Annotated in this window: 21 protein-coding genes; 11 read left to right on the top strand and 10 right to left on the bottom strand. The window is 65.3% G+C overall.

The window, feature by feature from the left end; all coding sequences use genetic code 11:
* The first annotated feature begins 97 nt into the window (after positions 1-97).
* Positions 98-253 (top strand): hypothetical protein, encoded by a 156-nt coding sequence (locus WNM05_RS17400; protein ID WP_434629179.1) that lies wholly within the window; start codon positions 98-100, stop codon positions 251-253.
* A gap of 12 nt (positions 254-265) precedes the next feature.
* Positions 266-1,606: a glutamine synthetase family protein gene (locus WNM05_RS17395; RefSeq protein ID WP_434629175.1), complete on the top strand. Its 1,341-nt coding sequence runs from the start codon at positions 266-268 to the stop codon at positions 1,604-1,606.
* A gap of 422 nt (positions 1,607-2,028) precedes the next feature.
* Here WNM05_RS17395 and WNM05_RS17390 read toward each other — a convergent pair whose 3' ends face one another.
* Positions 2,029-3,150: an agmatine deiminase family protein gene (locus tag WNM05_RS17390; protein ID WP_434629173.1), complete on the bottom strand. Its 1,122-nt coding sequence runs from the start codon at positions 3,148-3,150 to the stop codon at positions 2,029-2,031.
* Between the two features lie 130 nt (positions 3,151-3,280).
* Between WNM05_RS17390 and WNM05_RS17385 the strand changes: the two genes are divergently transcribed.
* Positions 3,281-4,186, top strand: coding sequence for a LysR family transcriptional regulator (locus WNM05_RS17385; RefSeq protein ID WP_434629171.1), 906 nt, complete (start codon positions 3,281-3,283; stop codon positions 4,184-4,186).
* Here WNM05_RS17385 and WNM05_RS17380 read toward each other — a convergent pair.
* From WNM05_RS17380 to WNM05_RS17345, 8 genes are all read right to left on the bottom strand, one after another.
* Positions 4,155-5,534, bottom strand: coding sequence for a PLP-dependent aminotransferase family protein (locus WNM05_RS17380; protein WP_434629169.1), 1,380 nt, complete (start codon positions 5,532-5,534; stop codon positions 4,155-4,157). The two genes, WNM05_RS17385 and WNM05_RS17380, sit on opposite strands and share 32 nt — an antisense overlap.
* A 19-nt stretch (positions 5,535-5,553) precedes the next feature.
* The gene (ccoG, locus tag WNM05_RS17375) at positions 5,554-6,894 is read right to left on the bottom strand and encodes a cytochrome c oxidase accessory protein CcoG (protein ID WP_434629167.1); all 1,341 of its coding nucleotides are present in this window, start codon (positions 6,892-6,894) and stop codon (positions 5,554-5,556) included.
* A 143-nt stretch (positions 6,895-7,037) separates the two neighbouring features.
* Positions 7,038-8,381: a methyl-accepting chemotaxis protein gene (locus WNM05_RS17370; RefSeq protein WP_434629165.1), complete on the bottom strand. Its 1,344-nt coding sequence runs from the start codon at positions 8,379-8,381 to the stop codon at positions 7,038-7,040.
* Positions 8,382-8,574: 193 nt separating this feature from the next.
* On the bottom strand, positions 8,575-9,204 hold the full coding sequence (locus WNM05_RS17365; protein WP_434629163.1) for a MarC family protein: 630 nt from the start codon (positions 9,202-9,204) through the stop codon (positions 8,575-8,577).
* Positions 9,205-9,338: 134 nt separating this feature from the next.
* Positions 9,339-10,472 (bottom strand): succinyl-diaminopimelate desuccinylase, encoded by a 1,134-nt coding sequence (gene dapE, locus WNM05_RS17360; protein ID WP_434629161.1) that lies wholly within the window; start codon positions 10,470-10,472, stop codon positions 9,339-9,341.
* Positions 10,469-10,819, bottom strand: a complete 351-nt coding sequence (locus WNM05_RS17355) for an arsenate reductase (RefSeq protein WP_434629159.1) — start codon at positions 10,817-10,819, stop codon at positions 10,469-10,471. Before WNM05_RS17355 ends, dapE begins: the two co-directional genes overlap by 4 nt.
* Before the next feature lie 9 nt (positions 10,820-10,828).
* Positions 10,829-11,959 carry a PilT/PilU family type 4a pilus ATPase gene (locus WNM05_RS17350; RefSeq protein ID WP_434629158.1) on the bottom strand — a complete coding sequence of 377 codons (1,131 nt, stop codon included), beginning with the start codon at positions 11,957-11,959 and terminating at the stop codon, positions 10,829-10,831.
* Positions 11,960-12,081: 122 nt separating this feature from the next.
* Positions 12,082-13,761, bottom strand: coding sequence for a long-chain-fatty-acid--CoA ligase (locus WNM05_RS17345; protein WP_434629156.1), 1,680 nt, complete (start codon positions 13,759-13,761; stop codon positions 12,082-12,084).
* A gap of 306 nt (positions 13,762-14,067) precedes the next feature.
* On the opposite strand from WNM05_RS17345, the gene rimP reads away from it, so the two are divergent.
* The 8 genes from rimP to WNM05_RS17305 all read left to right on the top strand — a co-directional run bounded on the left by rimP (position 14,068) and on the right by WNM05_RS17305 (position 24,117).
* On the top strand, positions 14,068-14,493 hold the full coding sequence (gene rimP, locus WNM05_RS17340; protein WP_434629154.1) for a ribosome maturation factor RimP: 426 nt from the start codon (positions 14,068-14,070) through the stop codon (positions 14,491-14,493).
* 51 nt (positions 14,494-14,544) lie between these two features.
* Positions 14,545-16,023: a transcription termination factor NusA gene (gene nusA, locus WNM05_RS17335; RefSeq protein WP_434629153.1), complete on the top strand. Its 1,479-nt coding sequence runs from the start codon at positions 14,545-14,547 to the stop codon at positions 16,021-16,023.
* 39 nt (positions 16,024-16,062) lie between these two features.
* Positions 16,063-18,957 (top strand): translation initiation factor IF-2, encoded by a 2,895-nt coding sequence (gene infB / locus WNM05_RS17330; RefSeq protein WP_434629151.1) that lies wholly within the window; start codon positions 16,063-16,065, stop codon positions 18,955-18,957.
* A gap of 97 nt (positions 18,958-19,054) precedes the next feature.
* Positions 19,055-19,480, top strand: a complete 426-nt coding sequence (gene rbfA, locus WNM05_RS17325; protein WP_434629149.1) for a 30S ribosome-binding factor RbfA — start codon at positions 19,055-19,057, stop codon at positions 19,478-19,480.
* Entirely contained in the window at positions 19,477-20,400 is a 924-nt protein-coding gene (truB, locus tag WNM05_RS17320; RefSeq protein ID WP_434629147.1) for a tRNA pseudouridine(55) synthase TruB, read from the top strand. The genes rbfA and truB overlap by 4 nt, the downstream gene beginning before the upstream one ends.
* Before the next feature lie 92 nt (positions 20,401-20,492).
* Positions 20,493-20,762 carry a 30S ribosomal protein S15 gene (gene rpsO, locus WNM05_RS17315; protein ID WP_114062157.1) on the top strand — a complete coding sequence of 90 codons (270 nt, stop codon included), beginning with the start codon at positions 20,493-20,495 and terminating at the stop codon, positions 20,760-20,762.
* Positions 20,763-20,957: 195 nt separating this feature from the next.
* On the top strand, positions 20,958-23,102 hold the full coding sequence (pnp, locus tag WNM05_RS17310; RefSeq protein ID WP_434629145.1) for a polyribonucleotide nucleotidyltransferase: 2,145 nt from the start codon (positions 20,958-20,960) through the stop codon (positions 23,100-23,102).
* Between the two features lie 184 nt (positions 23,103-23,286).
* Positions 23,287-24,117: a hypothetical protein gene (locus WNM05_RS17305; RefSeq protein ID WP_434629143.1), complete on the top strand. Its 831-nt coding sequence runs from the start codon at positions 23,287-23,289 to the stop codon at positions 24,115-24,117.
* A 51-nt stretch (positions 24,118-24,168) separates the two neighbouring features.
* On the opposite strand, the gene WNM05_RS17300 is transcribed toward WNM05_RS17305, so the two are convergent.
* Positions 24,169-25,275: a 3-deoxy-7-phosphoheptulonate synthase gene (locus WNM05_RS17300; protein WP_434629141.1), complete on the bottom strand. Its 1,107-nt coding sequence runs from the start codon at positions 25,273-25,275 to the stop codon at positions 24,169-24,171.
* Positions 25,276-25,378 lie beyond the last annotated feature (103 nt).

Raw genomic sequence — 25,378 nt, 5'->3', positions numbered from 1 at the left:
GGGGAGGCCATTGCCGCCGGGCGCGGCGGCTGGCTACGATGGACGAGCGTTCAATATCTTGAACGCTATTTTGCCAAATCTTTATCACGAAAGGGCGATGATCTTGCCAAACCATCACCGGCGACGCCGGTCCAGCATTTCCATCGCGGCCCCGCTGCTGGCGGACCGCTGCCTGTTCCTGCTGCAGGCGGGACGGCGCAACACCCTGGTCAATCCGGCCCGGCTGCTGGGCAGCTCGGGCACCCATACATAATCAAGAGGCTTTATGAACAGTGCCGATACCATCAATCAATGGCTTGACCAACACCATATCACCGAGGTGGAGTGTCTGATCCCGGACATGACCGGCCTCGCCCGCGGCAAGATCGTGCCGCGCCACAAATACAATCCCGCCGAGGGATTGCGCCTGCCTGAAGCGGTGCTGTCGATGACGGTCACCGGCGATTACCCCGATCGCGATTTCACCTCGGTCGCCGATCCCGACATGAAGCTGCTGCCTGACGTCAGCACGCTGCGCCCGGTGCCGTGGAACAAGGAGCCGACGGCGCAGATCATCCACGATTGCTACTCGTTCGACGGCCAGGCGGTGGACCTGGCGCCGCGCAATGTGCTGAAACGCATCCTGAAACTGTACGAGGAGCGGGGCTGGAAGGCCGTGATCGCGCCGGAGATGGAGTTCTACCTGGTCGAGATCCAGCCGGACGAGGACCTGCCGCTGCGGCCGCCGGTGGGCCGGACCCGCCGCACCGAGGCCGGCATGCAGAGCTTTTCGATAGACGCGGTCAACGAATACGACGACATCTTCGACGTGATGTACGACTGGTGCGAGGCGCAGGGCCTGGCGCTGGACACGCTGATCCACGAGATGGGCACCGCGCAGATGGAGATCAATCTCGACCACGGCGATCCTCTGCAGCTGGCCGACCAGGTCTTCCTGTTCAAGCGCACCGTGCGCGAGGTGGCGATACGCAACAATATGTACGCCACCTTCATGGCCAAGCCGATGCAGGGCCAGCCCGGCAGCGCGATGCACATGCACCAGAGCGTCGTCGACATCGCCGGCGGGAACAATATCTTCAGCCTGGCCGACGGACAGCCGTCGCCGGCCTTCCTGCATTTCATCGGCGGCCTGCAGCGCTATCTGCCGGCGGCGATGCCGTTCTTCGCGCCCTACGTCAACTCCTACCGCCGCCTCAGCCGCTACACCTCGGCGCCGATCAACCTCAGCTGGGGCTACGACAACCGGACCTGCGGCCTGCGGGTGCCGCATTCGGGGCCTGAAGCGCGGCGGGTCGAGAACCGGCTGGCCGGCGTCGACGTCAATCCCTATCTGGCGATGGCGGCCAGCCTGGCCTGCGGTTATCTCGGCATGCGCGAAAAGATCGAGCCGTCGGACCCGCTGAGCGGCAGCGCCTACGAGCAGCCGCACCAGCTGCCGCGCCATCTGGACGACGCCGTCGAAATGCTGTTGCGCTGCAAGCCGCTGGCCGAGCTGTTCGGCGAGCATTTCATCGAGACCTACGCGGCGATCAAGGAGGCCGAGTACCGCGAGTACTTCGACGTGATCAGCCCGTGGGAGCGGCGCTTCCTGTTGCTGCATGTGTGACGGCTGCCGCCTGCCGATAGCGGCGGGCGGCATTTTTCATTTTGAATCCGCTATGCGGATGATGGTTTGCATTGCCGGGGCTGCCCGGCGGGCAGGGAGGGGATATTTGCTTGGCGGTACCGCCCAAGCAGATATCCCGGCCACCCTCAAGCCTGGCCTTCGGCTTCCCGCCGGGTCCCGTCAGGCCCGAGGCGCGGCTGAACTCACTGCGTGTGAATCCATCACTGGGCGAGGCAAGGCCTCGCATGCAGGGATTCGCTCAGCGATGCGCGCTAAGGTCTTGGGGCTCAAACATGCAGCCGCTTAAGACCTCGGGCCTGCCACCCATCGGCAGGCTAGAAGGGACCCCGGGCGCATCGGAAATGTGTTTGTTTTCTGCAAAACAAGCCCTAGCGTCCGTGTGAGAAGCCGTGAACAGCCTCTTAGGCCGGCTGCTGCTGCGTGGTGCAGTGTATGCCGCCGCCGCCGGCCGCCACCGCGTCGATGTCGAGCTGGACGATTTCGCGGTCCGGGAACTGCTCGCGCAGGATGGCGCGGCAATTGGCGTCGGCCGCCGCGTCGCCGAACTGCGGGGCGATCACCGCGCCGTTGCAGACGTAGAAATTGACGTAGCCGGCGGCGAAGTCGCGGCTCTCGAAGCGCGGCCGCACGCTGGACGGCCCTTCCAGCACCACCACCTCCAGCGGCCGTCCGCGCGCGTCGCGGGCGGCGCGCAGCAGCTCCAGGTGGCGCCGGGTCACCGCGTGGTCGTACGAGGACGGGTCGCCGTCCAGCCCGGCGATCACCACGCCGGGCCGGACGAAGCGGGCGTAGAAGTCGGTGTGGCCGTCGGTGATGTCGCGGCCGGCGACGCCGGGCAGCCAGATCACCTTGTCTATGCCGAGCAGGCGCTTCAGCTCCGCCTCGCAGGCGGCCTTGCCGACGCCGGGGTTGCGGTTGCGATTGAGCACGCAGCTTTCGGTGACGATGGCGGTGCCGTCGCCGTCCACTTCCAGTCCGCCGCCTTCCAGTATCAGCGAGCTCGCCAGCAGCGGCCGGCCCAGCCGCGCGCAGACCGCGGCCGCGACCTTGGCGTCGCGCGCGTGCGCCTGCTTGTCGCCCCAGCCGTTGAAGTTGAAGCCGACGCCGGCGGCGCGTCCCCGGCCGTCGCGGACCAAGACCGGGCCGGTGTCGCGCATCCACAGATCGTCCAGCGGCTGCGCGATCAATCGCACGCCGTCGCCGCACAGTCGGCGCGCCAGCTCCATCTCGTTCTCCGGCGCCAGCATGCACACCGGCTCGAAGGCCGAGATCGCGCCGGCGATGGCGGCCAGGTTCTGTCGGACCGGGCCCAGCAGGCGGCCGCCCCAGATGGCCTCGCGCGCGCCGAAGGCCATCCAGGTCGCCGCGTGCGGCTCGGCCTCGTCAGGCATGCGCCAGTCGGCGGCGGCCTGCCCGTTCCGGCTTGTCGGGGAGGCGGCGGCCTCGGCGGAGAGGCCGCCGCCCAGCAGCATGGCGCTGCCGGACAGCAGGGAGGCTTGTTGCAGAAAACGGCGTCGGTTCATCGTCGGCTCCGGTGGGGCGGCTAGGCGGCCGCCTGTTTATCAAATAGACCGAGCCATTGTCGGTGTTGGCCTGTGTTTTGAAAATTGATGATAATTGCCCCAATTGATCAACTTCTCTCATGGATCGTTCATGCGCATCCCATCGCTGAAACTGCTGCTGGGCTTCGAGGCCGCCGCCCGGCACGGCAATTTTTCCCGCGCAGCGGACGAGCTGTGCCTGTCGCAATCGGCGATCAGCCACCAGGTGCAGCAATTGGAGCAGCAGCTGGGGCAGCCGCTGTTCCGCCGCGTGGGCCGCGGCGTCGAGCTGACGGTGGCCGGGGAGGTGCTGCAGCAAAGCGTCAGGCGGGCGCTGGACAATCTGGAGGGCGGCCTGGGCCGGATCGCCGGCTATATGGATCCGGGTCTGGTGGTGCTGGTCTGTCCGGCCGCGGTGGCGCACGGCTGGCTGCAGCCGAGGCTGGACGTCTTGCGCCGGCGCCTGCCGGAGCTGAGTCTGCTGCTGTCGACCGACGAGAGCGCGCGTTTCGTCGACGAGGTGGATGTGGACATCGTGATCGCCGACCGGCCCTTGCAGCAGCCCGGCGTCGCGGAGGACCGCTGGCTGGCCGACGAATGGGTGGTGGCCGCGGCGCCGGGGCTAGCCCGAGCGCTGGAGGCGGAGCCGCCGGCCGGCCATGCCGGCTTGACCGGTCTGCTGTGCCTGGAGGACGGTTTCACCGACGCGCGGGCCGGCGTCTTGCTGCGCGGCCATCTGGCCGCCTTCCGGCGGGTCGGCGTTTACGACGACGCCCGGCTGCTGCTGGACGCGGCGCTGCGGGGGCAGGGCGCGGCCTGTCTGCCGGCGCTGCTGGCCGACGAGGCCCTGGCGGACGGGAGGCTGGTCCGCCTGGCCGGCTATCCGCCGGCGCCGGGCGCGCAGTATTGGCTGGCGCGCGCGGCAGGCGAACCGCGTGCCGCCATCGTCGCCGCTGTGGCCGACTGGCTGATCGAGGAGGCCGGGCTCAGTCGCCGGCCAGCACCTCGGCCAGCATAGCGACGCCGTTGTGCTGCTGCAGCGGGTCGAAATAGCTGAAATTCAGCCGCATCGCGTTCAGCCGGGGCTGCTTGTCCCGGAAGAACAGCGGCGCCGGCGCATAATGTATACCCTGCTGTATCGCCTGCGGCAGCCGCCTGCGGCAGTCGCTGCCTTCCGGCAGTTCCATCCACAGGAAATAGCCGCCTTGCGGCGTGATCAGGCGGGACGACGGCAGCTGCAGTTCCAGTTGCTGGCTCAGCGCCAGCCAGTTGGCCTGCAGCCGGCTGCGCAGCAGGCTCAGCATGTCCTCGTGCTGGCCGCCGGCCAAGAGCCGGGACAGCGCCATCTGGCTGGGCAGCGGCGTCGACAGCGAGCTGCACAGCTTCAGGCCGACGACGCTGTCGCGGTAGCGGCCGGCGGCGATCCAGCCGACGCGGTAGCCCGGCGCCAGCGACTTGCTGAACGACGAGCAGTGCAGCACGCTGCCTTTCTGGTCGAAGGCCTTCAGCGGCAGCGGCGCGCTCTCGCCGAAGTACAGCTCGCGGTAGGTGTCGTCCTCTATCACCGGCAGCCTGTGGCGGTCGGCCATCTCCAGCAGCGCCTGCTTGTCGGCGTCGCTCATCGTCAGGCCGGTCGGATGCTGGAAGTTGGCCATCGCCAGGATGGCGGCCGGCTGGTGCTGGACGATCAGCTGTTCCAGCCGCGCGAGATCCAGCGGCTGGCCGGGCGGCGTCGCCAGCGTGTGGGCGGCGATGCCCAGCTGTTCCAGCTGGTCGAACAGCGCCGGGAAGGCCGGCGTCAGCACCAGCATCGCCTGGCTGCCGGACAGCTTGCTGACCGCCCGTATCGCCAGGTTCAGCGCCTCCATACCGCCGCAGGTGACCAGCAGCTCGTCGCCGTCCAGCTCCACGCCCTGGGCCAGGTAGCGCAGCGTCAGCTCGCGGCGCAGGCCCTCGTAGCCGGTGTTGGCGTTGCCGGACAGCGCGTAGCGGTAGTCGCGCAGCGCGCGGGTCAGCGCGCGGTTCAGCGGCGTGGTGTTGATCAGCGCCGGATTCATGTACGGGCAGCCCCAGGGCATGGGCAGCGCGCTGGTCAGGTGCTCGATGCGGATGCCGCTGCCGTCGCCGCCCTGCAGCAGGCTGCCGGGCAGCGGGTTATGGCGCGACAGCACGCGAAAGCCCGAGCGCGGCAGCGCCTCGATCAGGCCCAGCTTCTCCAGTTCGGCGTAGGCGCGCTGCGCCGTGGTAATGCTGATCTTGTGGTCCTGGCACACCTTGCGCAGCGACGGCATGCGGTCGCCGGCTCGCAGATGGCCCTGTTCTATCGCGTTGCGGAAGCGTTGGCTCAATTGGCCGGTCTTGTTCATGTGGTTCGTTCCTGCCGCCTCATTCGCCGATGAAGCTGGACTTTTCCCGTATGGTGACGTCATCGCCCAGCGAGCGTATCACGAAGTGTATCGGGTGGGCGCCGCGTGTGGCGTGCTCGGGATCGGCCTGTACCCGCACCGCAACGGTTTCGGTCTGGGCCGGCTTGACGGCGACGATCTGGCCCGGATGTTCGAGCCGGATGCCGGGCAGGCCGTCCACGTCCAGCCGGTAGCGCTGCGGCTGTTCGGTGGTATTGATCAGCCGCAGGTTGTAGCGGTTCTGCAGCATGCCGTCGTCGGTCTGTTCGACCAGGCTGGCGCGGTCGCGCAGCACGTCCACCTTGAACGGCTTCTTCAGCACCAGGGCGGTGGTGGACAGCATGATGATGCCGGCCAACAGGCAGGAGTAGACCGCCACGCGGGGCCGGTGCAGCGAGCGGGCCGGGGCCGGCTTGCCTTGCAGCGCCTGGGCGCTGGTGTAGCGTATCAGTCCGCGCGGCGACTTCAGCTTGTCCATCACCTGGTCGCAGGCGTCGATACAGGCGGCGCAGCCTATGCACTCGTATTGCAGGCCGTGGCGGATGTCGATGCCGGTCGGGCAGACCTGCACGCAGATGCCGCAGTCTATGCAGCCCTTGACCGGTTCGCCGCTGCGCGCCTGAGCCTTGCCGCGCGGCTCGCCGCGCTTCTCGTCGTAGGAGATGATCAGCGTGTGGTCGTCGAACATCGCGCCCTGGAAACGGGCGTAAGGGCACATGTGCAGGCAGACCTTCTCGCGCAGCACGCCGGCCAAGAGCCAGGTGAAGCCGGCGTAGAACAGCGTCCAGAACAGGTCCCACGGCCCCATGTCCAGCACCGCCAGCTCGCGCATCGGCGTGAAATAGCCGACGAAGGTCAGGCCGGTCCATAAGGAAAAGGCCAGCATCAACAGCTGGTTCAGGCCTTTCCTGGCGTATTTGCCGACGCTGGCCGGGGCCGCGTCCAGCCTGCGGCGTGCGATGTGGTCGCCCAGCGTCAGCCGCTCTATCCAGATCATGATCTGGGTGTATACAGTTTGCGGGCAGCTGTAGCCGCACCACAGCCGGCCGGCCAGCGTGGTCCACAGGAACAGTCCCAGCGCGCACACCACCAGCAGCGCCGCCAGGTAGATGAAGTCCTGCGGCCACAGGCTGATGCCGAAGATCAGGAAATGGTGCTCGGCCAGATTGAAGTGGACGGCCTGACGGCCGTTCCATTGCAGCCACGGCACGCCGAAGAACACCAGCTGGGTGGCGACGACCATCGCGACGCGCAGATTGTTGAAGCGGCCGCTGGTGAGGCGGGGGTAGATTTTGACCGGTTTGCTGTCGGGCTTGGACATGGCTGCCACCACGTTATGAGGATGGCTATTTGTACTGCCGGGCATCAGTACAAACAATGCACAGACCAAGATGAAAATATGTATACAGATTTGACTGTATACTTACGGAATCCGCCCGGGGGCTTGCCGCCCGGCGCCCGGCCTCAGCTTTCCGGACGCGTCTTGTCCAGGGCCAGCGATTGCACCGCGGAGAAGTGGTTGACGACGTCGGCCAGCTGCGAGGTGCTGCTGCGTATCTGCTCGATCGAGTTGCTGGCCTCGCTGGCGTGTTCCTCGCCTTTCTGCGCCTTGACCAGCATCTCGTGGATGCTCTCGGTGGCGTTGCCGGTACCGTTCTTGATGTCGTCTATCATCTCCGTCACCTCCTTGGTGGAGGAGCTGGTGCGCTCGGCCAGCTTGCGCACCTCGTCGGCGACGACGGCGAAGCCGCGGCCCTGTTCGCCGGCGCGCGCCGCTTCGATCGCCGCGTTCAGCGCCAGCAGATTGGTCTGGTCGGCGATTTCATGGATGGTGTTGACGATGGTGGTGATGCGGCTGGTCTTCTGTTCCAGGTCTTCTATCAGACGTGCCGACTGTCCGGCGCTGTCGGCGATCACGCTCATCGCCTGTATGGTGTCGCGTATCACCAGCTGGCCGTCGTTGGAGGCGCTGTCCGACGCCGCCGACAGCCGATGGGCCTCCTGCACCAGGCGGAGATCCTGTTGCCGCGCGGTTTCCTGGTCGGTGATGTCGGCGGCGAACTTGATCACCTTGAATACCACGCCCTCGTCGTCGAAGACCGGATTGTAGCTGGCCTCCAGCCAGACCGGTCGACCCGACTTGTGCACGCGCTCGAAGCGGCCGGTGACGAAGACGCCCTGTCTCAACTGCTTCCACAGGTCTTCATAGGCCGGGCTGCGGACGAAATCGGCGGGGCAGAAGATCCGGTGGTGCTTGCCTATGATCTCCTCGGCGGTATAGCCGGTGGCGGCGAGGAAGTTGGCGTTGGCGGTCTGGATGACGCCGTCCGGAGTGAATTCGATGACGGCCATCGAGCGATCGACCGCCTTCATGATATTTCTCGCCTCATGGGCGATCTCGACCTCGCGGGTGACGTCCATCGCGAACTTGAGCACCTTGACCACCTGGCCGTGCTTGTCGTAGATCGGGTTGTAGCTGGCTTCCAGCCAGACGGTGCGGCCGTCCTTGGCGATGCGCTTGAACTGGTCCTTGATGAAGCCCCCGGTGCGCAGCACCTGCCAGAAGGCCTGGTATTCCTGGCTGGAGGCGAACTGCGGCGTGCAGAACATCCTGTGATGCTTGCCGACGATTTCGTCGGCGGTATAGCCCATGGTCTGTTCGAAATTGCTGTTGGCGGAGAGGATGATGCCGTCCGGGCTGAATTCTATGATGGCCGTCGACTTGCTGAGCGCGTCCATCACGTTTTGCTGGTTTTCCAGCTGGAGCAGGGCGTTGCTCAAAGCCGATTTCAGTTTGCGATCGAACATCGTGGCATCCTCGCGGGATAGGGATGGTGCGGAAGGCCGACGTGCTTCCGCTTATTCTGTGTATGAAAAGTGAGTGAGATTAGTCAAGGTGAGTCTCGGCGAAAGCCGGGCTTTCAGGCGGTAGGCGCATCGGCGGCTTGTCGGAAACGCGACGCAAGGGCTCCGGCCGCCGGGGGGGAGCCGTCGGCGCCGTTCAGCGCGTCAGCTGCGGGAACAGCCGGTAGAGACCGTCGACGATGATTTCCACCGACACCGCCGCCAGCAGCATGCCCATCACCCGGTTGACGATGTTGATGCCGGTCTGGCCCAGCAGCCGGGTCAGCGGCGACGCCAGCGTCAGCGCGCCGTAGCAGGTGACGGCCACCAAGAGGCTGCTGACCAGCAGATAGACCACCTGCAACCAGGAATGGGCGGTGGTGGCGTAGATGATGACGGTGGAGATGGTGCCGGGGCCGGTCATCAGCGGGATGGCCATCGGCACCACGGCGATATTGGTCTTGCCGCCTGCCTCCTCGCGCTCCTGCTTGGTGGTCTTGGTCGGTCCGGGCTTGGCGTTCATCAGCGCGATGGCGATCAGCATCAGCAGGATGCCGCCGCCGACCTGGAACGAGCCTATGCTGATGCCGAGGAAGCGCAGCAGCGTCTGGCCGACGACGGCGAACAGGCACATCACCACCGCCACCGCGATGGCGGTGGTCTGGGCGATCTTCTGCCTTTCCTCCTGGCTGGCGTTCGGCGTCAGGCTGATGAAGATGGGGATGGCGCCCAGCGGGTTGACCAGCACCAGCAGCGCGATGAAGATTTTTGCGATTTCGATTTCCATGACGATGGAGCTTACCTGTTCGTTCGATCGGCAACATTCGGCGTGGAGACGCAAACAACCATGGTTGCGTCAGGGGAATGGGACGGTAAAAAACCGGCGTCGCCGCCGGTTTCAGCATAGCGTAGCGCGAGCGCTCACGCCTTGGCCAGCAAGCGCTCCAGCGTCAGGCGGTAGATGTCGGCCAGCGGTTCGATGTCGGCCACTTCGACGCACTCGTTCAGTTTGTGTATCGTGGCGTTGACCGGGCCGAACTCCACCAGCTCGCGCGCGATGCGCTTGATGAAGCGGCCGTCTGACGTGCCGCCTGTCGTCGACAGCTCGGCCCGGATGTCGGCGACCTCGGCGATCGCCTGTCCCAGCGCCTCGGTCAGCGCGCCCGGCGGCGTGATGAAGGGCAGGCCGGACAGCTGCCAGTGCAGCTCGTAGCCCAGGCCGTGCTTGTCCAGTATCCGGCAGACCCGTTCCTTCAGGCTGTCGGCGCTGCTTTCCGGCGAGAAGCGGAAGTTGAACCACAGGTCGCAGTGGCCGGGGATGACATTGGTCGCGCCGGTGCCGGCCTGGATGTTGGACACCTGCCAGCTGGTCGGCGGGAAGAAGTCGTTGCCGTCGTCCCAGCGGGTGGCCGCCAGTTCCGCCAGCGCCGGCGCCATCAGGTGTATCGGGTTCTGCGCCAGTTGCGGGTAGGCGATGTGGCCCTGGATGCCGTGGACGACCAGCCGGCCGGACAGCGAGCCCCGACGACCGTTCTTGATGGTGTCGCCGAGGCGGGTCTCCGACGTCGGCTCGCCGACGATGCAGTAGTCCACCGTCTCGCCGCGGGCCTCCAGCGCGTCGACGACCCTGACGGTGCCGTCGACGGCCACGCCTTCCTCGTCCGAGGTGATCAGCAGCGCCAGCGAGCCCGCGTGGTCCGGATGCTCGGCGACGAAGCGCTCGCAGGCGGTGACGAAGGCGGCCAGGGACGCCTTCATGTCGGCGGCGCCGCGGCCGTACAGCAGGCCGTTCCGGACCGTGGGCTCGAACGGCGGGCTGTCCCACTTGTCCAGCGGGCCGGTCGGGACCACGTCGGTGTGGCCGGCGAAGCAGAACACCGGGCCGGCGTCGCCCCTGCGGGCCCAGAAGTTGTCGACGTCGCCGTGGCGCATCTTTTCCACCTTGAAGCCTATCGCTTCGAGGCGGTCTATCATCAGCGCCTGGCAGCCTTCGTCGCGCGGGGTGACGGAATCGCGGCGTATCAGTTCGCGGGCCAGATCCAGCGTCGCGCTCATAGGCCGAAGCGCTCCGCCCAGTCGGTCTCGGAGAAGCCGACGCCGACCTTGCCGTCCCATTCCAGCACCGGGCGCTTGATCACCGAGGTCTGCTCGCGCATCAGCGCGATCGCGCCGTCCGGCGTATCGGCGGCGGTCTTGGCCTCGTCCGGCAGCGCGCGCCAGGTGGTGCCCTGGCGGTTGACCAGCTTGGCCAGCGGCACCTGGGCGGTCCAGGCCTGCAGCCTTTCGGCGTCTATGCCCTGTTTCTTGAAGTCGTGGAAAACGTAGTCGATGCCGTTGTCGGCCAGCCATTGGCGGGCCTTCTTCACGGTGCTGCAGTTGGGAATGCCGTACAAGGTAATCATCGGGTGGGTTTACAAGTCCAGTTTGATGCTGTCGAAGCTGGCCGCGCTGTCGGGGCCAGGTTTGGGTTTCGCCGCCGCGTTCTCGCCGGACTGGTTGATCAGCCAGTACAGATTGGTCGGCGAATCGGCGTGCCGCAGCGCTTCGTCCAGGTGGATCCGTCCGGCCTTGTGCAACTGGAACAGCGCCTGTTCGAAGGTCTGCGCGCCATCGCTCATGCTGCTCTCGATGGCGTCCTTGATTTTGTCTATCTCTCCGGTTCGAATCAACTCCGAAATGTGCGGCGTGTTCAACATCAGCTCCACCGCCGGCACCCGGCTGCCGTCCGGCGTCGGCACCAGGCGCTGCGAGATCACCGCCTTCAGTGCCGCCGACAGGTCCATCAGCAGCGAGGCGCGATTCTCCGGCGGGAAGAAATTGATGACCCGGTTCAGCATGTGATAGCTGTTGTTGCCGTGCAGCGTGGAGATGCACAGATGGCCGGACTGGGCGTAGGCCAGCGCCTGCGTCAGCGTCTCGGCGTCGCGGATCTCGCCTATCATCAGCACGTCCGGCGCCTCGCGCATCGCGTTCTTCAGCGCGCGGGCGTACGACAGCGTGTCGAAGCCGACCTCGCGCTGGTTGACGATGGACTTGTCGTGCCGGTACAGGAATTCGATCGGGTCCTCCACCGTCAGGATGTGGCCCTTCATGCTCTGGTTGCGGGTCTGCAGCATCGCCGCCACCGTCGAACTCTTGCCGGAGCCGGTGGAGCCGACGACGAGGATCAGGCCGCGCTTCTGCCTGGCCAGGTCGCCGAGCAGCGGCGGCAGCTGCAATTCGTCCAGCGACGGGATGCTGGGCACGATGTAGCGCACCACCATGCCGACCGAGCCGCGCTGCCAGAAGATGTTGACGCGAAAGCTGCCGAGGCCGGGCACCGGATGGCCGAGATTCATCTCGCGCTCGCGTTCGAACGCCGCCGCCTCCTCTTCGCTCATCAGGCTGTAGGCCAGCTGCTTGACCATGTCGGCGGTGAGCGGCTTGTCGTTGACCGGCGTCAGCTCGCCGTCCAGCTTCAGCATCGGCGGCGAAAAGCTGGTCATGAACAGGTCGCTGGCCTTTTTTTCGGCCATCAGTTTGAAAAACGGCAGCATCAGCATCGATCCATCCTTCGGCTCGGGGAAGTCTGCCTTCAGTGTAGCCGCCGGCCCCCGCCCGCGCGGCCGATAAAACAAAGCCGCCGCCCGGCGGGGGCGGCGGCGTGGATCGGCGACGGCGTCGCTCAGGCGTGCTTGGCGGCTTCCTCGTCGCGCAGCGCGCGGCGCAGGATCTTGCCGACATTGGTCTTCGGCAGCTCGGTGCGGAACTCGACCACCTTCGGCACCTTGTAGCCGGTCAGGTTCTCGCGGCAGTAGCGGATGACGTCCTTGTCGGTCAGCGCCGGGTTCTTCTTCACGACGAAGACCTTGACCACTTCGCCGGACTTCTCGTCCGGCACGCCGATGCAGGCCACTTCGAGCACGTCGGGATGGCTGGCCACCACGTCCTCGATCTCGTTCGGATAGACGTTGAAGCCGGACACCAGGATCATGTCCTTCTTGCGGTCCACCAGCTTGACGTAGCCCTCGGGCGTGATCATCGCCATGTCGCCGGTGGCGAGGAAGCCGTCGGCGCCCAGCACCTTGGCGGTCTCGTCCGGACGGTTCCAGTAGCCGCGCATCACCTGCGGGCCGCGTATGCACAGCTCGCCCTGTTCGCCCTGCGCCACCGGCTTGCCTTCGGCGTCGCGGATCTCGATCTCGGTGGACGACACCGGCAGGCCTATCGTGCCGTTGTACTCCGGCAGGTTCATCGGGTTGATGCAGGCGGCCGGGCTGGTCTCGGTCAGTCCGTAGGCCTCGACCAGCGGCACGCCGGTGACGGCCTGCCATTTGTCGGCCACCGCCTTCTGCACCGCCATGCCGCCGCCCAGCGTCAGCCGCCAGGTGGAGAAGTCCAGCTTGGCGAATTCCGGATTGTTGACCAGCGCGTTGAACAGCGTGTTGACGCCGGTGATGCAGGTGATCGGATACTTGCGCAGCTCCTTGACGAAGCCGGGGATGTCGCGCGGATTGGTGATCAGCACGTTCAGCGCGCCCATCTCGATGAAGACCATCAGGTTCGCGGTCAGCGAGAAGATGTGGTACAGCGGCAGCGCGGTGACGATGACCTCCTGGCCCGGACGCACCAGCGTGCCGACCCAGGCGCTGGCCTGCAGCATGTTGGCGACGATGTTCCGGTGCAGCAGCTCGGCGCCCTTGGCGACGCCGGTGGTGCCGCCGGTGTATTGCAGGAAGGCGATGTCCTCGTGGCCCAGCGCGACCTTGTCGTAGGGCCGGGCGGCGCCGGCGGACAGCGCGTCGTTGAAGCGGATGTGGCCGGGCAGGCGCCACGGCGGCACCATCTTCTTCACCTTGCGTACGACGAAGTTGACCAGCGCGCCCTTGGCGAAGCCCAGCATGTCGCCGATGGAGGCGATCACCACGTTCTTGATCCGGGTGCGAGGCAGCACCTGTTCCAGCACGCCGGCGAAGTTCTCCAGGATGACGATGGTTTCGGCGCCGGCGTCCTTCAGCTGGTGTTCCAGCTCGCGCGGCGTGTACAGCGGATTGACGTTGACCACCACGCCGCCGGCGCGCAGCGTGCCGAAGATGGTGATAGGGTATTGCAGCAGATTGGGCATCATCACGGCGACGCGGTCGCCTTTCTTCAGGCCCAGCTTGTGCTGCAGGAAGGAGGCGAACTGCCCGCTGAGCGCGTCCAGCTGCGCGTAGCTCAGCTGCTTGCCCATATTGGCGAGGGCGGGGCGGTCGCCGAACTTCTCTATGCTGCGGTCGAACACTTCGGTGACCGACTGGAACTGATTGATGTCGATCTCGTGGGGCACCCCAGCCTGGTAGTTTTTAAGCCACACCTTATCCATAAATCCGGGTTTCTCCGTCGTGCGGGTTTTAGCGAGCTTCGCTCCGGCGCGGCCGGTGGCGAATCGGTTTAGCGTGTCGCTATTTTTTAGTCGTTGTCTTGGCGGCCCGTGGCCGCTGCGCTCAAACTCGAGGTCTGATCCGCGGTAATGTACCGTAAGTGAAATGCTCTCGCAAAATTGTCTGGCATAGGCTTGCGGGGCGCTCCGGGCGGGTGGGGCGGCAGGTTTTCTTTTTTGCGGGAATAGGTTACAATCGCAGCGGTTAGGGATGGGCGTTTCGCCCATTTTTTATTTGTGGAAAAAGCAATGGATGTTCGTTTGCTGCTGGAAAACACCCTGCAGGGTTTCGGCTACGAGTTGGTCGACTTCGAAATGACCCCAGGGGGCGGTTTTCGCGTGTTTATCGACAAGCCCGGTGGCATCACCGTGGAAGACTGCGTGCTGGTGAGCAATCACCTGACCCGGCTGTTCATGGTCGAAAACGTGAACTACGAACGGCTGGAGGTCTCTTCGCCGGGCCTGGATCGTCCTTTGAAGAAGGAAGCCGATTTTGTCCGCTTCGCCGGTCAGCTCGCCAAGGTCAAGACGCGGATGCCGATCGAGCAGCAGAAGAAATTTACCGGTCGTCTTGCCGGGGTCGAGGACGGCTCCGTGAAGCTGGATGTAGATGGCCGCATCGTGGTGATTCCGTTCGCCAACATCGACAAGGCTCGTCTCGAGCCTGAGTTTTGATGCCTGGACGGCGATAGCCCGCGCAAAAGGACAAAATTCGGAGAGGAATGCATGAGTCGCGAGATTTTGTTGCTGGTGGATGCCCTGGCGAGCGAGAAGAATGTCAGCAAGGATGTGGTTTTTTCCGCCCTTGAAATGGCGCTTGCCTCGGCCACCAAGAAAAAGTTTACCGATGACGAGATGGATGTGCGCGTCGAGATCGACCGCTACACCGGTCAGTATCAGACCTTCCGCCGCTGGATGGTGGTGGAGGACGAGCTGCTGGAATCCGAAAGCAAGGAAATCGGCCTGATCGACGCTCGCGAACGCGATCCTCGCATCGAGCTGGGCGCCTTCATCGAAGAACAGATGGAAGCGGTCGAGTTCGGCCGCATCGGCGCGCAGACCGCCAAGCAGGTGATCCTGCAGCGCATCCGCGACGCCGAGCGCGAACAGCTGCTGAACGAGTTCCTGCAGCGCCGCGAGCACCTGGTGATCGGCACCATCAAGCGCATCGAGCGCGGTAATGCCATCGTCGAGTGCGGCAAGCTGGAAGCGGTGCTGCCGCGCGACCAGATGATTCCGAAGGAAAACCTTCGCGTCGGCGACCGCGTCAAGGCCTACCTGCTGCGCATCGATCGCCAGGGCCGCGGCCCGCAGCTGATCCTGTCGCGCACCGCGCCGGAATTCCTGGTCAAGTTGTTCGAGCTGGAAGTGCCGGAGATCGAGGAAGGCATGCTGGAAATCCGCGCCGCCGTGCGCGATCCGGGCATGCGCGCCAAGATCGCCGTCAAGGCCAACGACGCCCGCATCGACCCGCAGGGTACCTGCATCGGCATGCGCGGCTCGCGCGTGCAGGCGGTGACCCAGGAGCTGGCCGGCGAGCGCGTCGACATCGTGTTGTGGGCGCCGGAACCGGCCCAGTTCGTCATCAACGCGCTGTCGCCGGCCGAAGTCAGCCGCATCATGGTCGACGAAGACAATCACAGCATGGACGTGATCGTCGAGGAAGAACAACTGGCGCTGGCCATCGGCCGCAGCGGCCAGAACGTCAAGCTCGCCGCCGAGTTGACCGGCTGGTACTTGAACATCATGACCGTGTCCGAGGCCGAAGAGAAGCATGAAGCCGAGGACGCCGCGCTGCGCCAGCTGTTCGTCAGCGCGCTGAGCGTGGACGAGGAGACCGCCGCCAAACTGGTGAGCGAAGGCTTCGCCGCGCTGGAAGAAGTGGCCTATGTGCCGCTGGAAGAAATGCTGGAAATCGAAGGCTTCAACGAGGAGCTGGTGGGCGAGCTGCGTAGCCGCGCCCGTGATGCGCTCCTGACGCAGGCCATCGCGTCCGAAGAGCAGGTCGAGAACGTATCCGACGACCTGAAGGACGTGGAGGGCCTGGATGCCGAGCTGGTTCGCAAGCTGGCCGCAGGCGGCGTGACCACCCGCGACGATCTGGCCGACCTGGCCGTTGACGATCTGGTGGACATGACCGGCATGGAAGCGGAAGCTGCACGCGCCATCATCATGAAGGCGCGCGAACACTGGTTCAACCAGTAAGGCTTTCTCGGGAAGTATTTACGGAATTTGGGAAGACGCATGGTTTTGACGAATGTAAAACAATTTGCCAGCGAGATGAATCTCACCCCCGAGCGCCTGCTGGAACAGCTGCGCGCCGCCGGTGTGAGCAAGCGCTCGCCGGATGACACCCTGTCGGCACAAGACAAGTCCCAGCTCCTGGACTACCTGAAACGCTCGCATGGCACCCGCGAGGACAGCGGCATCACGCTGACCCGCAAGTCCACGTCCGAGGTGAAGAAGGCCGATGGCGGCACCGTGACCGTGGAGACCCGCAAGAAGCGTGTCGTGGCGCGTCCGGAAGACGCCCCGCGCGTCGAGGCCGCCAAGCCGGTCGAGCAGGCGCCCATCGCCGCGCCGGCGGAAGCCAAGCCGGAGCCGAAGCCGGAGCCCAAGGTCGAGGTCAAGCCGGAGCCGAAGCCGGAACCGAAGGTCGAGGCCAAGCCGGAGCCGAAGCCGGAACCGAAGGTCGAGGCCAAGCCGGAAGTCAAGCCGGCGGTACGTCCGACCGTCGCCTCCATCCTGACGCCGGAAGAAATCGCCGCCCGCGAAGCGGAAGAGAAGCGCCAGGCGGCGTTCCGCGCCCGTCAGGAAGCGCTGATGCGCGAAAAGATCGAACGCGAAGAGCGCCGTCAGGCCGCCAAGCTGGCCGCATCGCAGCCGGCTCCGGCGCCTGTCGTCGCCGAACCGAAGCGTGAAGAGCCGCGCGACGACCGTCGCGGCGCGCCGAACGGCGACCGCAACGCCCGTCCGGGCGACAGCCGCGGTCCGCGTCCGGCAGGCGCCGGCGACCGTGGTCCGCGTCCGGCGGGCGCCGGCGATCGCGGCCCGCGTCCGGCCGGCGACCGTGGTCCGCGTCCGGCAGGCGCCGGCGATCGCGGCCCGCGCCCGGCAGGTGATAGCCGCGGCCCGCGTCCGGCTACTGCCGGCGCGCCCGGCGCTCCGGCCATTCCGGCTACCGTCGCCGGCCGTCCCGATGCGAAGAAGGGCGGCGGCAAGAAGGGCGGCGACCGCAGCTGGGACGACAACAAGAAGGGTGGCCGCGGTCTGAAGACCAAGGGCGGCGATACCGGCAACGACTGGAAATCCCGCGGCGGCAAGGGCAAGCACAAGCAAAGCAACAACCAGCACGCTTTCCAGACCCCGACCGAGCCGATCATCCATGAGGTCCTGGTGCCGGAAACCATCACCGTGGCCGAACTGGCGCACAAGATGGCGGTGAAGGCGGTTGAAGTGATCAAGGCCCTGATGAAGATGGGCATGATGGTCACCATCAACCAGGTGCTGGACCAGGAAACCGCGATGATCGTCGTCGAGGAGATGGGCCACAAGCCGAAGGCCGCCCAGGCGGACGATCCGGAAGCCTATCTGGACGTGACCGACGGCGAGACCGTCGAAGTCGTCGAACAGCCGCGTTCCCCGGTGGTGACCGTGATGGGTCACGTCGACCACGGCAAGACCTCGCTGCTGGACTACATCCGCCGCGCCAAGGTCGCCGCGGGCGAAGCCGGCGGCATTACGCAGCACATCGGTGCCTACCACGTGGAAACCCCGCGCGGCATGATCACCTTCCTCGACACTCCGGGTCACGAAGCGTTTACTGCGATGCGTGCCCGCGGCGCCAAGGCCACCGACATCGTCGTGCTGGTGGTGGCTGCCGACGACGGCGTGATGCCGCAGACGATCGAGGCCATCCACCACGCCAAGGCCGCCAAGGTGCCGATGGTGGTGGCGGTCAACAAGATCGACAAGGTCGGCGCCAACGTCGAGCGCATCCGCCAGGAGCTGGTGGCGCACGAAGTGGTGCCGGAAGACTGGGGCGGCGACACCCAGTTCGTCGAAGTGTCCGCGAAGATGGGCACCAATATCGACGGGCTGCTGGAAGCCATCCTGCTGCAGGCCGAAGTGCTGGAGCTGAAGGCCCCGGTCGACAGCTTGGCCAAGGGCATCATCGTCGAGGCCCGCCTCGACAAGGGCCGCGGTCCGGTCGCCACGCTGCTGGTTCAATCCGGCACGCTGAAGAAGGGCGATGTGGTGCTGGCCGGCACGGCGTTCGGCCGCGTCCGCGCGATGATGGACGAGAACGGCAAGGCCATCGAGTCGGCCGGTCCGGCCATCCCGGTGGAGATCCTGGGTCTGTCCGACGTGCCGCAGGCCGGCGAAGACACCATGGTTCTGGCCGACGAGAAGAAGGCGCGCGAGATCGCCCTGTTCCGCGCCGGCAAGTTCCGCGACGTGCGTCTGGCCAAGCAGCAGGCTTCTAAGCTGGAGAACATGTTCGCCCAGATGACCGAAGGCGAAGTGCAGACGCTGTCGCTGATCATCAAGGCCGACGTGCAGGGTTCGTACGAAGCGCTGGCCGGCAGCCTGCAGAAGCTGTCCACCGACGAAGTGCGCGTCAGCATCCTGCACTCCGGCGTCGGCGGCATCTCGGAGTCGGACATCAACCTGGCTATCGCGTCCAAGGCCATCGTGATCGGCTTCAACACCCGCTCCGACGCGGCCGCGCGCAAGCTGGCCGAGAACGAGGGCGTCGACATCCGCTACTACAGCATCATCTACGATGCGGTGGACGAGGTGAAGGCCGCGCTGTCCGGCATGCTGGCTCCGGAGAAGAAGGAGCAGATCCTGGGTACCGTCGAGATCCGTCAGGTGATCTCGGTTTCCAAGGTCGGCAATATCGCCGGTTGCATGGTGACCGACGGCATGATCAAGCGTTCCGCTTCGGTCCGTCTGATCCGCAACCACGTGGTGGTGCACACCGGCGAACTGGAATCGCTGAAGCGCTTCAAGGACGACGTGAAGGAAGTCAAGCAAGGCTACGAATGCGGCCTGATGCTGAAGAACTTCAACGACATCCAGGAAGGCGACCAACTGGAAGCGTTCGAGATCGTGGAAGTCGCGCGTTCCCTGTAATCGGGACGCCAGGGGCGGGTGCAGCGTCGGCCGGATGGCCGGCGGGCGCTCGCCCTTTTTCTCATGTGCGCCGCGCAAGAACAGAACTGGAATTGACATGGCCAAAGCCAAAAAAGGTTTTTCCCGCTCGGACCGCATCGCCGAGCAGATCCAGCGCGAGCTGGCCGAACTGACCCGCAAGGGCCTGAAGGATCCGCGCGCCGGCTGGATCACCATCACCGCGGTCGAGGTGACCCGCGACTACTCCCACGCCAAGATCTACTACACGGTGATGGTCGACTCCACCCGCGAGGCGACCCAGGAGGCGCTGGAAAGCTCGGCCGGCTATCTGCGCAACGAGCTGGGCCGCGCGATCAAGATCTTCAGCATTCCGCAGCTGCATTTCGTCTATGACGACTCGGTCGAGCGCGGCATGCACCTGACCAGCCTGATCAGCCAGGTGGCGCGCGACGACGCCGAGAAGTTCGGCGAGGCGTCGGCCGACGGTGAAGGCGAAGGCGCGGACAAGGGCGCGGCCGAATGAGCAAGCCGCGCAGCAACCGGCGCCGCATCGACGGCGTGCTGCTGATCGACAAGCCCTACGACATCTCCAGCAACAACGCGCTGCAGAAGGCGCGCTGGCTGTTGAACGCCGCCAAGGCCGGCCACACCGGCGTGCTGGATCCGCTGGCCACCGGCCTGCTGCCGGTATGCCTGGGCGAGGCGACCAAGTTTTCCTCCTACCTGCTGGACGCCGACAAGGGCTATCGCGCGACGGTGAAGTTCGGCGCGGTTACGACGACCGGCGACATCGAGGGCGAAGTGGTGTCCGAGCGTCCGATCGCCTTCGACCGCGAGGCGCTGCTGGCCGCGATGGCGCGCTTCACCGGCGAGATCAGCCAGGTGCCGCCGATGTATTCGGCGCTGAAGCACCAGGGCAAGCCGCTGTACGAATACGCCCGCGCCGGCATCGAAGTGCCGCGCGAGGCGCGCCAGGTCGTCATCCGCCAGTTGGAGCTGGTCAGTTTCGACGGCGACACCGCGGTGATGGACGTGCTGTGCAGCAAGGGGACCTATATCCGGACCCTGGCCTGCGACATCGGCGAGGCCTTGGGCTGCGGCGCCCATCTGACCGGGCTGCGCCGCACCGCGACCGGCGGCTTCAGCCTGGATGAATCGCTGCCACTGGCCGATCTGGAACGGCTGGACATGGCCGGTCGCGAGGCGAAACTGCTGCCGGCCGATGTGCTGGTCGCGCATTTTCCACAGTTGGAACTGGGCGACGGCGAGATCGGCAAGTTTATGCACGGCCAGCCCGTGCGTTTTGAACAAAAGTGTGAGAAAATACAGCGTTTCCGGGTGTATCAACAGTCCACCCGGAGATTCGTGGGGCTGGGAGAGGCGCGCGGCGATGGCCGTCTGCATCCGATCCGGCTCCTGGCGGAACAGGCGGAAACGCCCTGATCCGCCGCTTACCGAAGTGTGGAATGGGTTGGGTTTTCCGGCTCGCCGCACTTGTCGGGTTTTCAAACCCCTATTGAAACGGAGTAATCCAAATGGCAATGACCGCCGCTCAAAAAGCAGAAATCGTTAAAGGCTTCCAACGCGCAGAAGGCGACACCGGTTCGTCCGAAGTGCAGGTTGCCCTGCTGACCGCACGCATCAACGATCTGACCCCGCACTTCAAGGCCAACACCAAGGACCACCACAGCCGTCGTGGTCTGCTGAAGCTGGTCAGCCGTCGTCGTCGTCTGCTGGACTACCTGAAGCGCACCGACGCTGACAGCTACCGCGCGCTGATCACCCGTCTGGGCCTGCGCAAGTAATCGGTATACGGTTCTGAAAAAGTCGCAGTTCGCTGCGACTTTTTCACGCCGGCAGTGCCGCGAGTTTTATTGTTGTGACAACGGGGGGAGCCTCTACAAATTCCGATCTATGCCGCAGGTCAGAATTTTTAGGGGTTCCCGTTGTTTTTTCCGGCTCGCGAATTTCAATCATCGAACCAAGATAGGGAAACCCTCGTGTTCAATAAGATCACCAAAACCTTCCAGTACGGCAACCAGACCGTCACCCTGGAAACCGGTGAAGTCGCCCGCCAGGCGTCCGGTTCCGTACTCGTCACCGTCGACGACACCGTGGTCATGGTCAGCGTCGTCGGCGGCAAGAACGTCAAGCCGGGCCAGGACTTCTTCCCGCTGACCGTCGACTACCTGGAGCGCACCTACGCCGCCGGCAAGATTCCGGGCGGCTTCTTCAAGCGCGAAGGCAAGCAGTCCGAGAAGGAAGTGCTGACCAGCCGCCTGATCGATCGTCCGATCCGCCCGCTGTTCCCGGCCGGCTTCTACCATGACGTGCAAATCGTCGCCACCGTCGTGTCGCTGAACCCGGAAGTGGATTCCGACATTCCGGCCATGATCGGCGCCTCCGCCGCGCTGGCCATCTCCGGTCTGCCGTTCGCCGGCCCGATCGGCGCGGCCCGCGTCGGTTACGCCAACGGCGAATACATCCTGAACCCGACCCGCAGCCAGCTGGCCACGTCCGAAATGGACCTGGTGGTGGCCGGCACCCAGCGCGCGGTGCTGATGGTCGAATCCGAAGCCAAGGAACTGTCCGAAGCCGTGATGCTGGGCGCCGTGGTCTTCGGCCACGATCAGATGCAGGCCGCGATCAAGGCCATCAACGAGCTGGCCGACGAAGTGAACCCGGTGATGTTCGACTGGGCCGCCCCGGCCAAGGACGAGGCGCTGGTCTCCCAGATCCGCGGCATCGCCGGCGACAAGCTGGCCGAAGCCTTCCGCCTGCGCCAGAAGCAGGCGCGCACCGTCGCGATCAACGAAGCCTGGGACGCCGTCAAGGCCGGCCTGATCAACGAAGAAACCGACACGCTGAAGGCCAACGAGATCAAGGGCATCTTCAAGGACCTGGAAGCCGAGATCGTCCGCGGCCAGATCCTGGCAGGCGAAGCGCGCATCGACGGCCGCGACACCCGCACCGTGCGCCCGATCAGCATCCGCAGCAACGTGCTGCCGCGCACCCACGGTTCGGCGCTGTTCACCCGCGGCGAAACCCAGGCGCTGGTCGTGACCACGCTGGGCACCAAGCAGGACGAGCAGATCATCGACGCGCTGGCCGGCGAATACACCGAGCGCTTCATGCTGCATTACAACTTCCCGCCGTATTCGACCGGCGAAGCCGGCCGCATGGGCCCGCCGAAGCGCCGTGAAATCGGTCACGGCCGCCTGGCCAAGCGCGCGCTGGTGGCGGTGCTGCCGCCGGAAGACGAATTCGGCTACTCGATGCGCGTCGTGTCCGAGATCACCGAATCCAACGGCTCCTCGTCGATGGCTTCCGTGTGCGGCGGCTGCCTGTCGCTGCTGTCCGCCGGCGTGCCGCTGAAGGCGCACGTGGCCGGCATCGCCATGGGCCTGATCCTGGAAGGCAACCGCTTCGCGGTGCTGACCGACATCCTCGGCGACGAAGACCACCTGGGCGACATGGACTTCAAGGTGGCCGGTACCGCTTCGGGCGTGACCGCGCTGCAGATGGACATCAAGATCCAGGGCATCACCAAGGAAATCATGCAGGTTGCGCTGGAGCAGGCCAAGGAAGGCCGCATGCACATCCTGGGCCTGATGAAGGAAGCCGTGGACGGTCCGCAAGAGCTGTCCGCCCACGCTCCGCGCCTGTACGTGATGAAGATCAACCCGGAGAAGATCCGCGAAGTGATCGGCAAGGGCGGCGAGACCATCCGTTCGATCACCAAGGATACCGGCTGCGAGATCAATATCGAGGAAGACGGCACGATCACGATCGCTTCGGTCAGCAACGAGGGCGCGGAAGCGGCCAAGAAGCGCATCGAAGAAATCACCGTCGAAGTCGAAGTGGGCAAGGTCTACGAAGGCACCGTGGTCAAGATCCTCGACAACAACGTCGGCGCCATCGTATCCATCCTGCCGGGCAAGGACGGTCTGGTGCACATTTCGCAGATCGCCAACGAGCGCATCAAGAATGTGTCCGACTACCTGAAGGAAGGCCAGGTCGTGAAGGTCAAGGCCATCGAGATGGACGACCGCGGCCGCATCCGCCTGTCGATCAAGGCCCTGCTGGAAGAGGAAGCGAAAACCGCCCAGGCGACCGCTGAATCGTTCGGTCTGAAGGCCCAGTAATCCTTTCCCGCCTTCGGGCGTCTTGGATGTCGAACCCCCGCTTACGCGGGGGTTTTGTTTTGCGCGGCAATTTTATTCATTTCTTGACCGCCTGGCCGGCTCCAGGGCCGGAGTGCGTGTCCGCCGACGATGTTCTCCGGCGGCGCGGCTTGGAGCGAAAATGGAAAGTCCATAACGTTGCCCGATGCTATTTTTCACCGGTCTGCAACCGATATGGATGGATACGGCCATGAATATTTCCCTTTCTTCCGGCGCGACCGCCGCTTCCGTTTCCACAGCGTCCGCCAGCGATGTCCGACAGGAAGTCATTGGCGGCAACCGGCAGGAAAAGCTGGAGAAATTGAAACAGCAATTCGAAAGCGGCGGGCTGTACCTGAGAACGGTGTCGGATCATCACGACGAATTCGAGAGGACCTTCATGCCCAAGCTGGATGCCAGCCTGGGGCGTGGCCGCGACGAGCGGTACTGGTCTTCGGCCACCTTCATCCAGCAAGGGCTGAACGGCAAGGTCCATGATCCGCATGGCGACCGTACCGGGCTGATCCTCAGTTCCGATGCGCGACTGGGCGGTTTTTCCACTTTCGATGCGGCGACGGCCAATGTGCCTGCCGGGCTGGAGCCCAGCCGGTATTTCCCGGACAACTTCCCGAAGTTCGACATGATGGGTGCCTATGGCGCCACCGGCAATGAAGAGATCTTTTCGGTAGACGCCACCGATGTGACGGAACAGAAAATGAACGAACTGGGCATTCCCGACGAGTACCGTTCGGTATTCGCATTCGACCAGATACAGGACAAGATGGCGCAGATCAGGCAGGAGGGCGGAGAGGTGGAGCCGACCGAGGCCAAAATCTGCTACCGGCCGCAGGACGTGCTCGGCATCTACGTCGATGTCGATTCGCCGGCTTCCCAGTCCAAGGCCAGGGAGTTGCAGCATCAGATGCGGCAGCAGGGTTTCGATCTGCCGTTCATCGCCTATCGAAGCGGCGCGGTGGCGGAACTGGCGTCGCTCTGAGGCCGCTTATCGTCGAAAAGCGCCGCCGGCATCCGCGGCGGCGCGTTCCGGTCAGGCCGGCAGCAGCGGCCGCAGCCTGTTGCGCGCATTGCGCAGTATCAGCGAGGTGGTGTCCCAGTCCACGCAGGGATCGGTCACCGAGCAGCCGTAGCGCAACTGCGACAGGTCGGCCGGTATCGGCTGGTTGCCCGGCTCGATGAAGCTTTCCAGCATCACGGCGCGTATGCCGTGGTTGCCGGCCAGGATCTGCCCGACGACGTCGCTCAGCACCCTGGGCTGCCACTGGTGGTTCTTCCACGAATTGCCGTGTGCGCAGTCCACCATGATGGCCGGCGGGATGTCGCGCTTCTTCAGCGCCTGCTCGGCCAGCGCGATGCTGACCGAGTCGTAGTTGGGCCGGCCGCCGCCGCCGCGCAGCACCAGGTGGCAGTGCGGATTGCCGCGGCTGTTCACCACGGCCACGCGGCCGTCGCGGCCCATGCCCAGATAGGCGTGCGGCGCGCTGGCCGAGACGACGGCGTTCAGCGCCGCGTCCAGCGTGCCGTCGGTGCCGTTCTTGAAGCCGACGGCGCAGTCCAGCGCCGAGGCCAGCTCGCGGTGGATTTGAGATTCCGTCGTGCGCGCGCCTATCGCCATCCAGCTGTACAGATCGGCCAGATACAGCGGCGACAGCGGATCCAGCGCCTCGCCGGCCAGCGGCAGGCCCAGTTCGGCGGCGGCCAAGAGGAAGCGGCGCGCGATGTGCATGCCCTCGTCCAGGCAGCAGCTGTCGTCCATATACGGGTCGTTGATCAGGCCTTTCCAGCCGACGCTGGTGCGCGGCTTCTCGAAATAGGCGCGCATCACGATCAGCAGCGTGTCGCCGACATCGGCGGCCAGTTCGGCCAGGCGGGCGGCGTAGTCCAGGCCGGCGCGCGGATCGTGGATGGAGCAGGGCCCCACCACCACCAGCCAGCGGGGGTCTTCGCCGCTGAGCACCCGCTTCACCGCGGCGCGGCCGGCGTGGACCGAGGCGCGGGCGCGCGGGCCGGCCGGCAGGCTGCGCAACAGCTCGGCCGGGCTGGCCATCGCATGATAGTCGGCCTGGCTGGACGGCGGCGCCGGATCGGGGTGTTCGGGCGCGAGTAGGCCGTGTTCCGGCCTTGCAAGCGTTGTCATGATGTTCTCCACAGGATGATCCGCAAACGAGCAGCGGATTCAGCCCGTCGTTTGCGGCAGGGCCGGCGCGCGGCCCCGGTGTCGGCGACAGGGCGGCCGCGCG

The sequence above is a fragment of the Chromobacterium sp. CV08 genome (assembly GCF_051129845.1).
Classification (GTDB): domain Bacteria; phylum Pseudomonadota; class Gammaproteobacteria; order Burkholderiales; family Chromobacteriaceae; genus Chromobacterium.
The sequence above is the reverse complement of the archived record's forward strand: the minus strand, read 5'-3'. Positions and strand labels throughout refer to the sequence as shown.

Coding starts and splice junctions, on each gene's coding strand:
- WNM05_RS17400 (WP_434629179.1), top strand. CDS start 98: ATGATCTTGCCAAACCATCACCGGCGACGCCGGTCCAGCATTTCCATC.
- WNM05_RS17395 (WP_434629175.1), top strand. CDS start 266: ATGAACAGTGCCGATACCATCAATCAATGGCTTGACCAACACCATATC.
- WNM05_RS17390 (WP_434629173.1), bottom strand. CDS start 3,150: ATGAACCGACGCCGTTTTCTGCAACAAGCCTCCCTGCTGTCCGGCAGC.
- WNM05_RS17385 (WP_434629171.1), top strand. CDS start 3,281: ATGCGCATCCCATCGCTGAAACTGCTGCTGGGCTTCGAGGCCGCCGCC.
- WNM05_RS17380 (WP_434629169.1), bottom strand. CDS start 5,534: ATGAACAAGACCGGCCAATTGAGCCAACGCTTCCGCAACGCGATAGAA.
- ccoG (WP_434629167.1), bottom strand. CDS start 6,894: ATGTCCAAGCCCGACAGCAAACCGGTCAAAATCTACCCCCGCCTCACC.
- WNM05_RS17370 (WP_434629165.1), bottom strand. CDS start 8,381: ATGTTCGATCGCAAACTGAAATCGGCTTTGAGCAACGCCCTGCTCCAG.
- WNM05_RS17365 (WP_434629163.1), bottom strand. CDS start 9,204: ATGGAAATCGAAATCGCAAAAATCTTCATCGCGCTGCTGGTGCTGGTC.
- dapE (WP_434629161.1), bottom strand. CDS start 10,472: ATGAGCGCGACGCTGGATCTGGCCCGCGAACTGATACGCCGCGATTCC.
- WNM05_RS17355 (WP_434629159.1), bottom strand. CDS start 10,819: ATGATTACCTTGTACGGCATTCCCAACTGCAGCACCGTGAAGAAGGCC.
- WNM05_RS17350 (WP_434629158.1), bottom strand. CDS start 11,959: ATGCTGATGCTGCCGTTTTTCAAACTGATGGCCGAAAAAAAGGCCAGC.
- WNM05_RS17345 (WP_434629156.1), bottom strand. CDS start 13,761: ATGGATAAGGTGTGGCTTAAAAACTACCAGGCTGGGGTGCCCCACGAG.
- rimP (WP_434629154.1), top strand. CDS start 14,068: ATGGATGTTCGTTTGCTGCTGGAAAACACCCTGCAGGGTTTCGGCTAC.
- nusA (WP_434629153.1), top strand. CDS start 14,545: ATGAGTCGCGAGATTTTGTTGCTGGTGGATGCCCTGGCGAGCGAGAAG.
- infB (WP_434629151.1), top strand. CDS start 16,063: ATGGTTTTGACGAATGTAAAACAATTTGCCAGCGAGATGAATCTCACC.
- rbfA (WP_434629149.1), top strand. CDS start 19,055: ATGGCCAAAGCCAAAAAAGGTTTTTCCCGCTCGGACCGCATCGCCGAG.
- truB (WP_434629147.1), top strand. CDS start 19,477: ATGAGCAAGCCGCGCAGCAACCGGCGCCGCATCGACGGCGTGCTGCTG.
- rpsO (WP_114062157.1), top strand. CDS start 20,493: ATGGCAATGACCGCCGCTCAAAAAGCAGAAATCGTTAAAGGCTTCCAA.
- WNM05_RS17305 (WP_434629143.1), top strand. CDS start 23,287: ATGCTATTTTTCACCGGTCTGCAACCGATATGGATGGATACGGCCATG.
- WNM05_RS17300 (WP_434629141.1), bottom strand. CDS start 25,275: ATGACAACGCTTGCAAGGCCGGAACACGGCCTACTCGCGCCCGAACAC.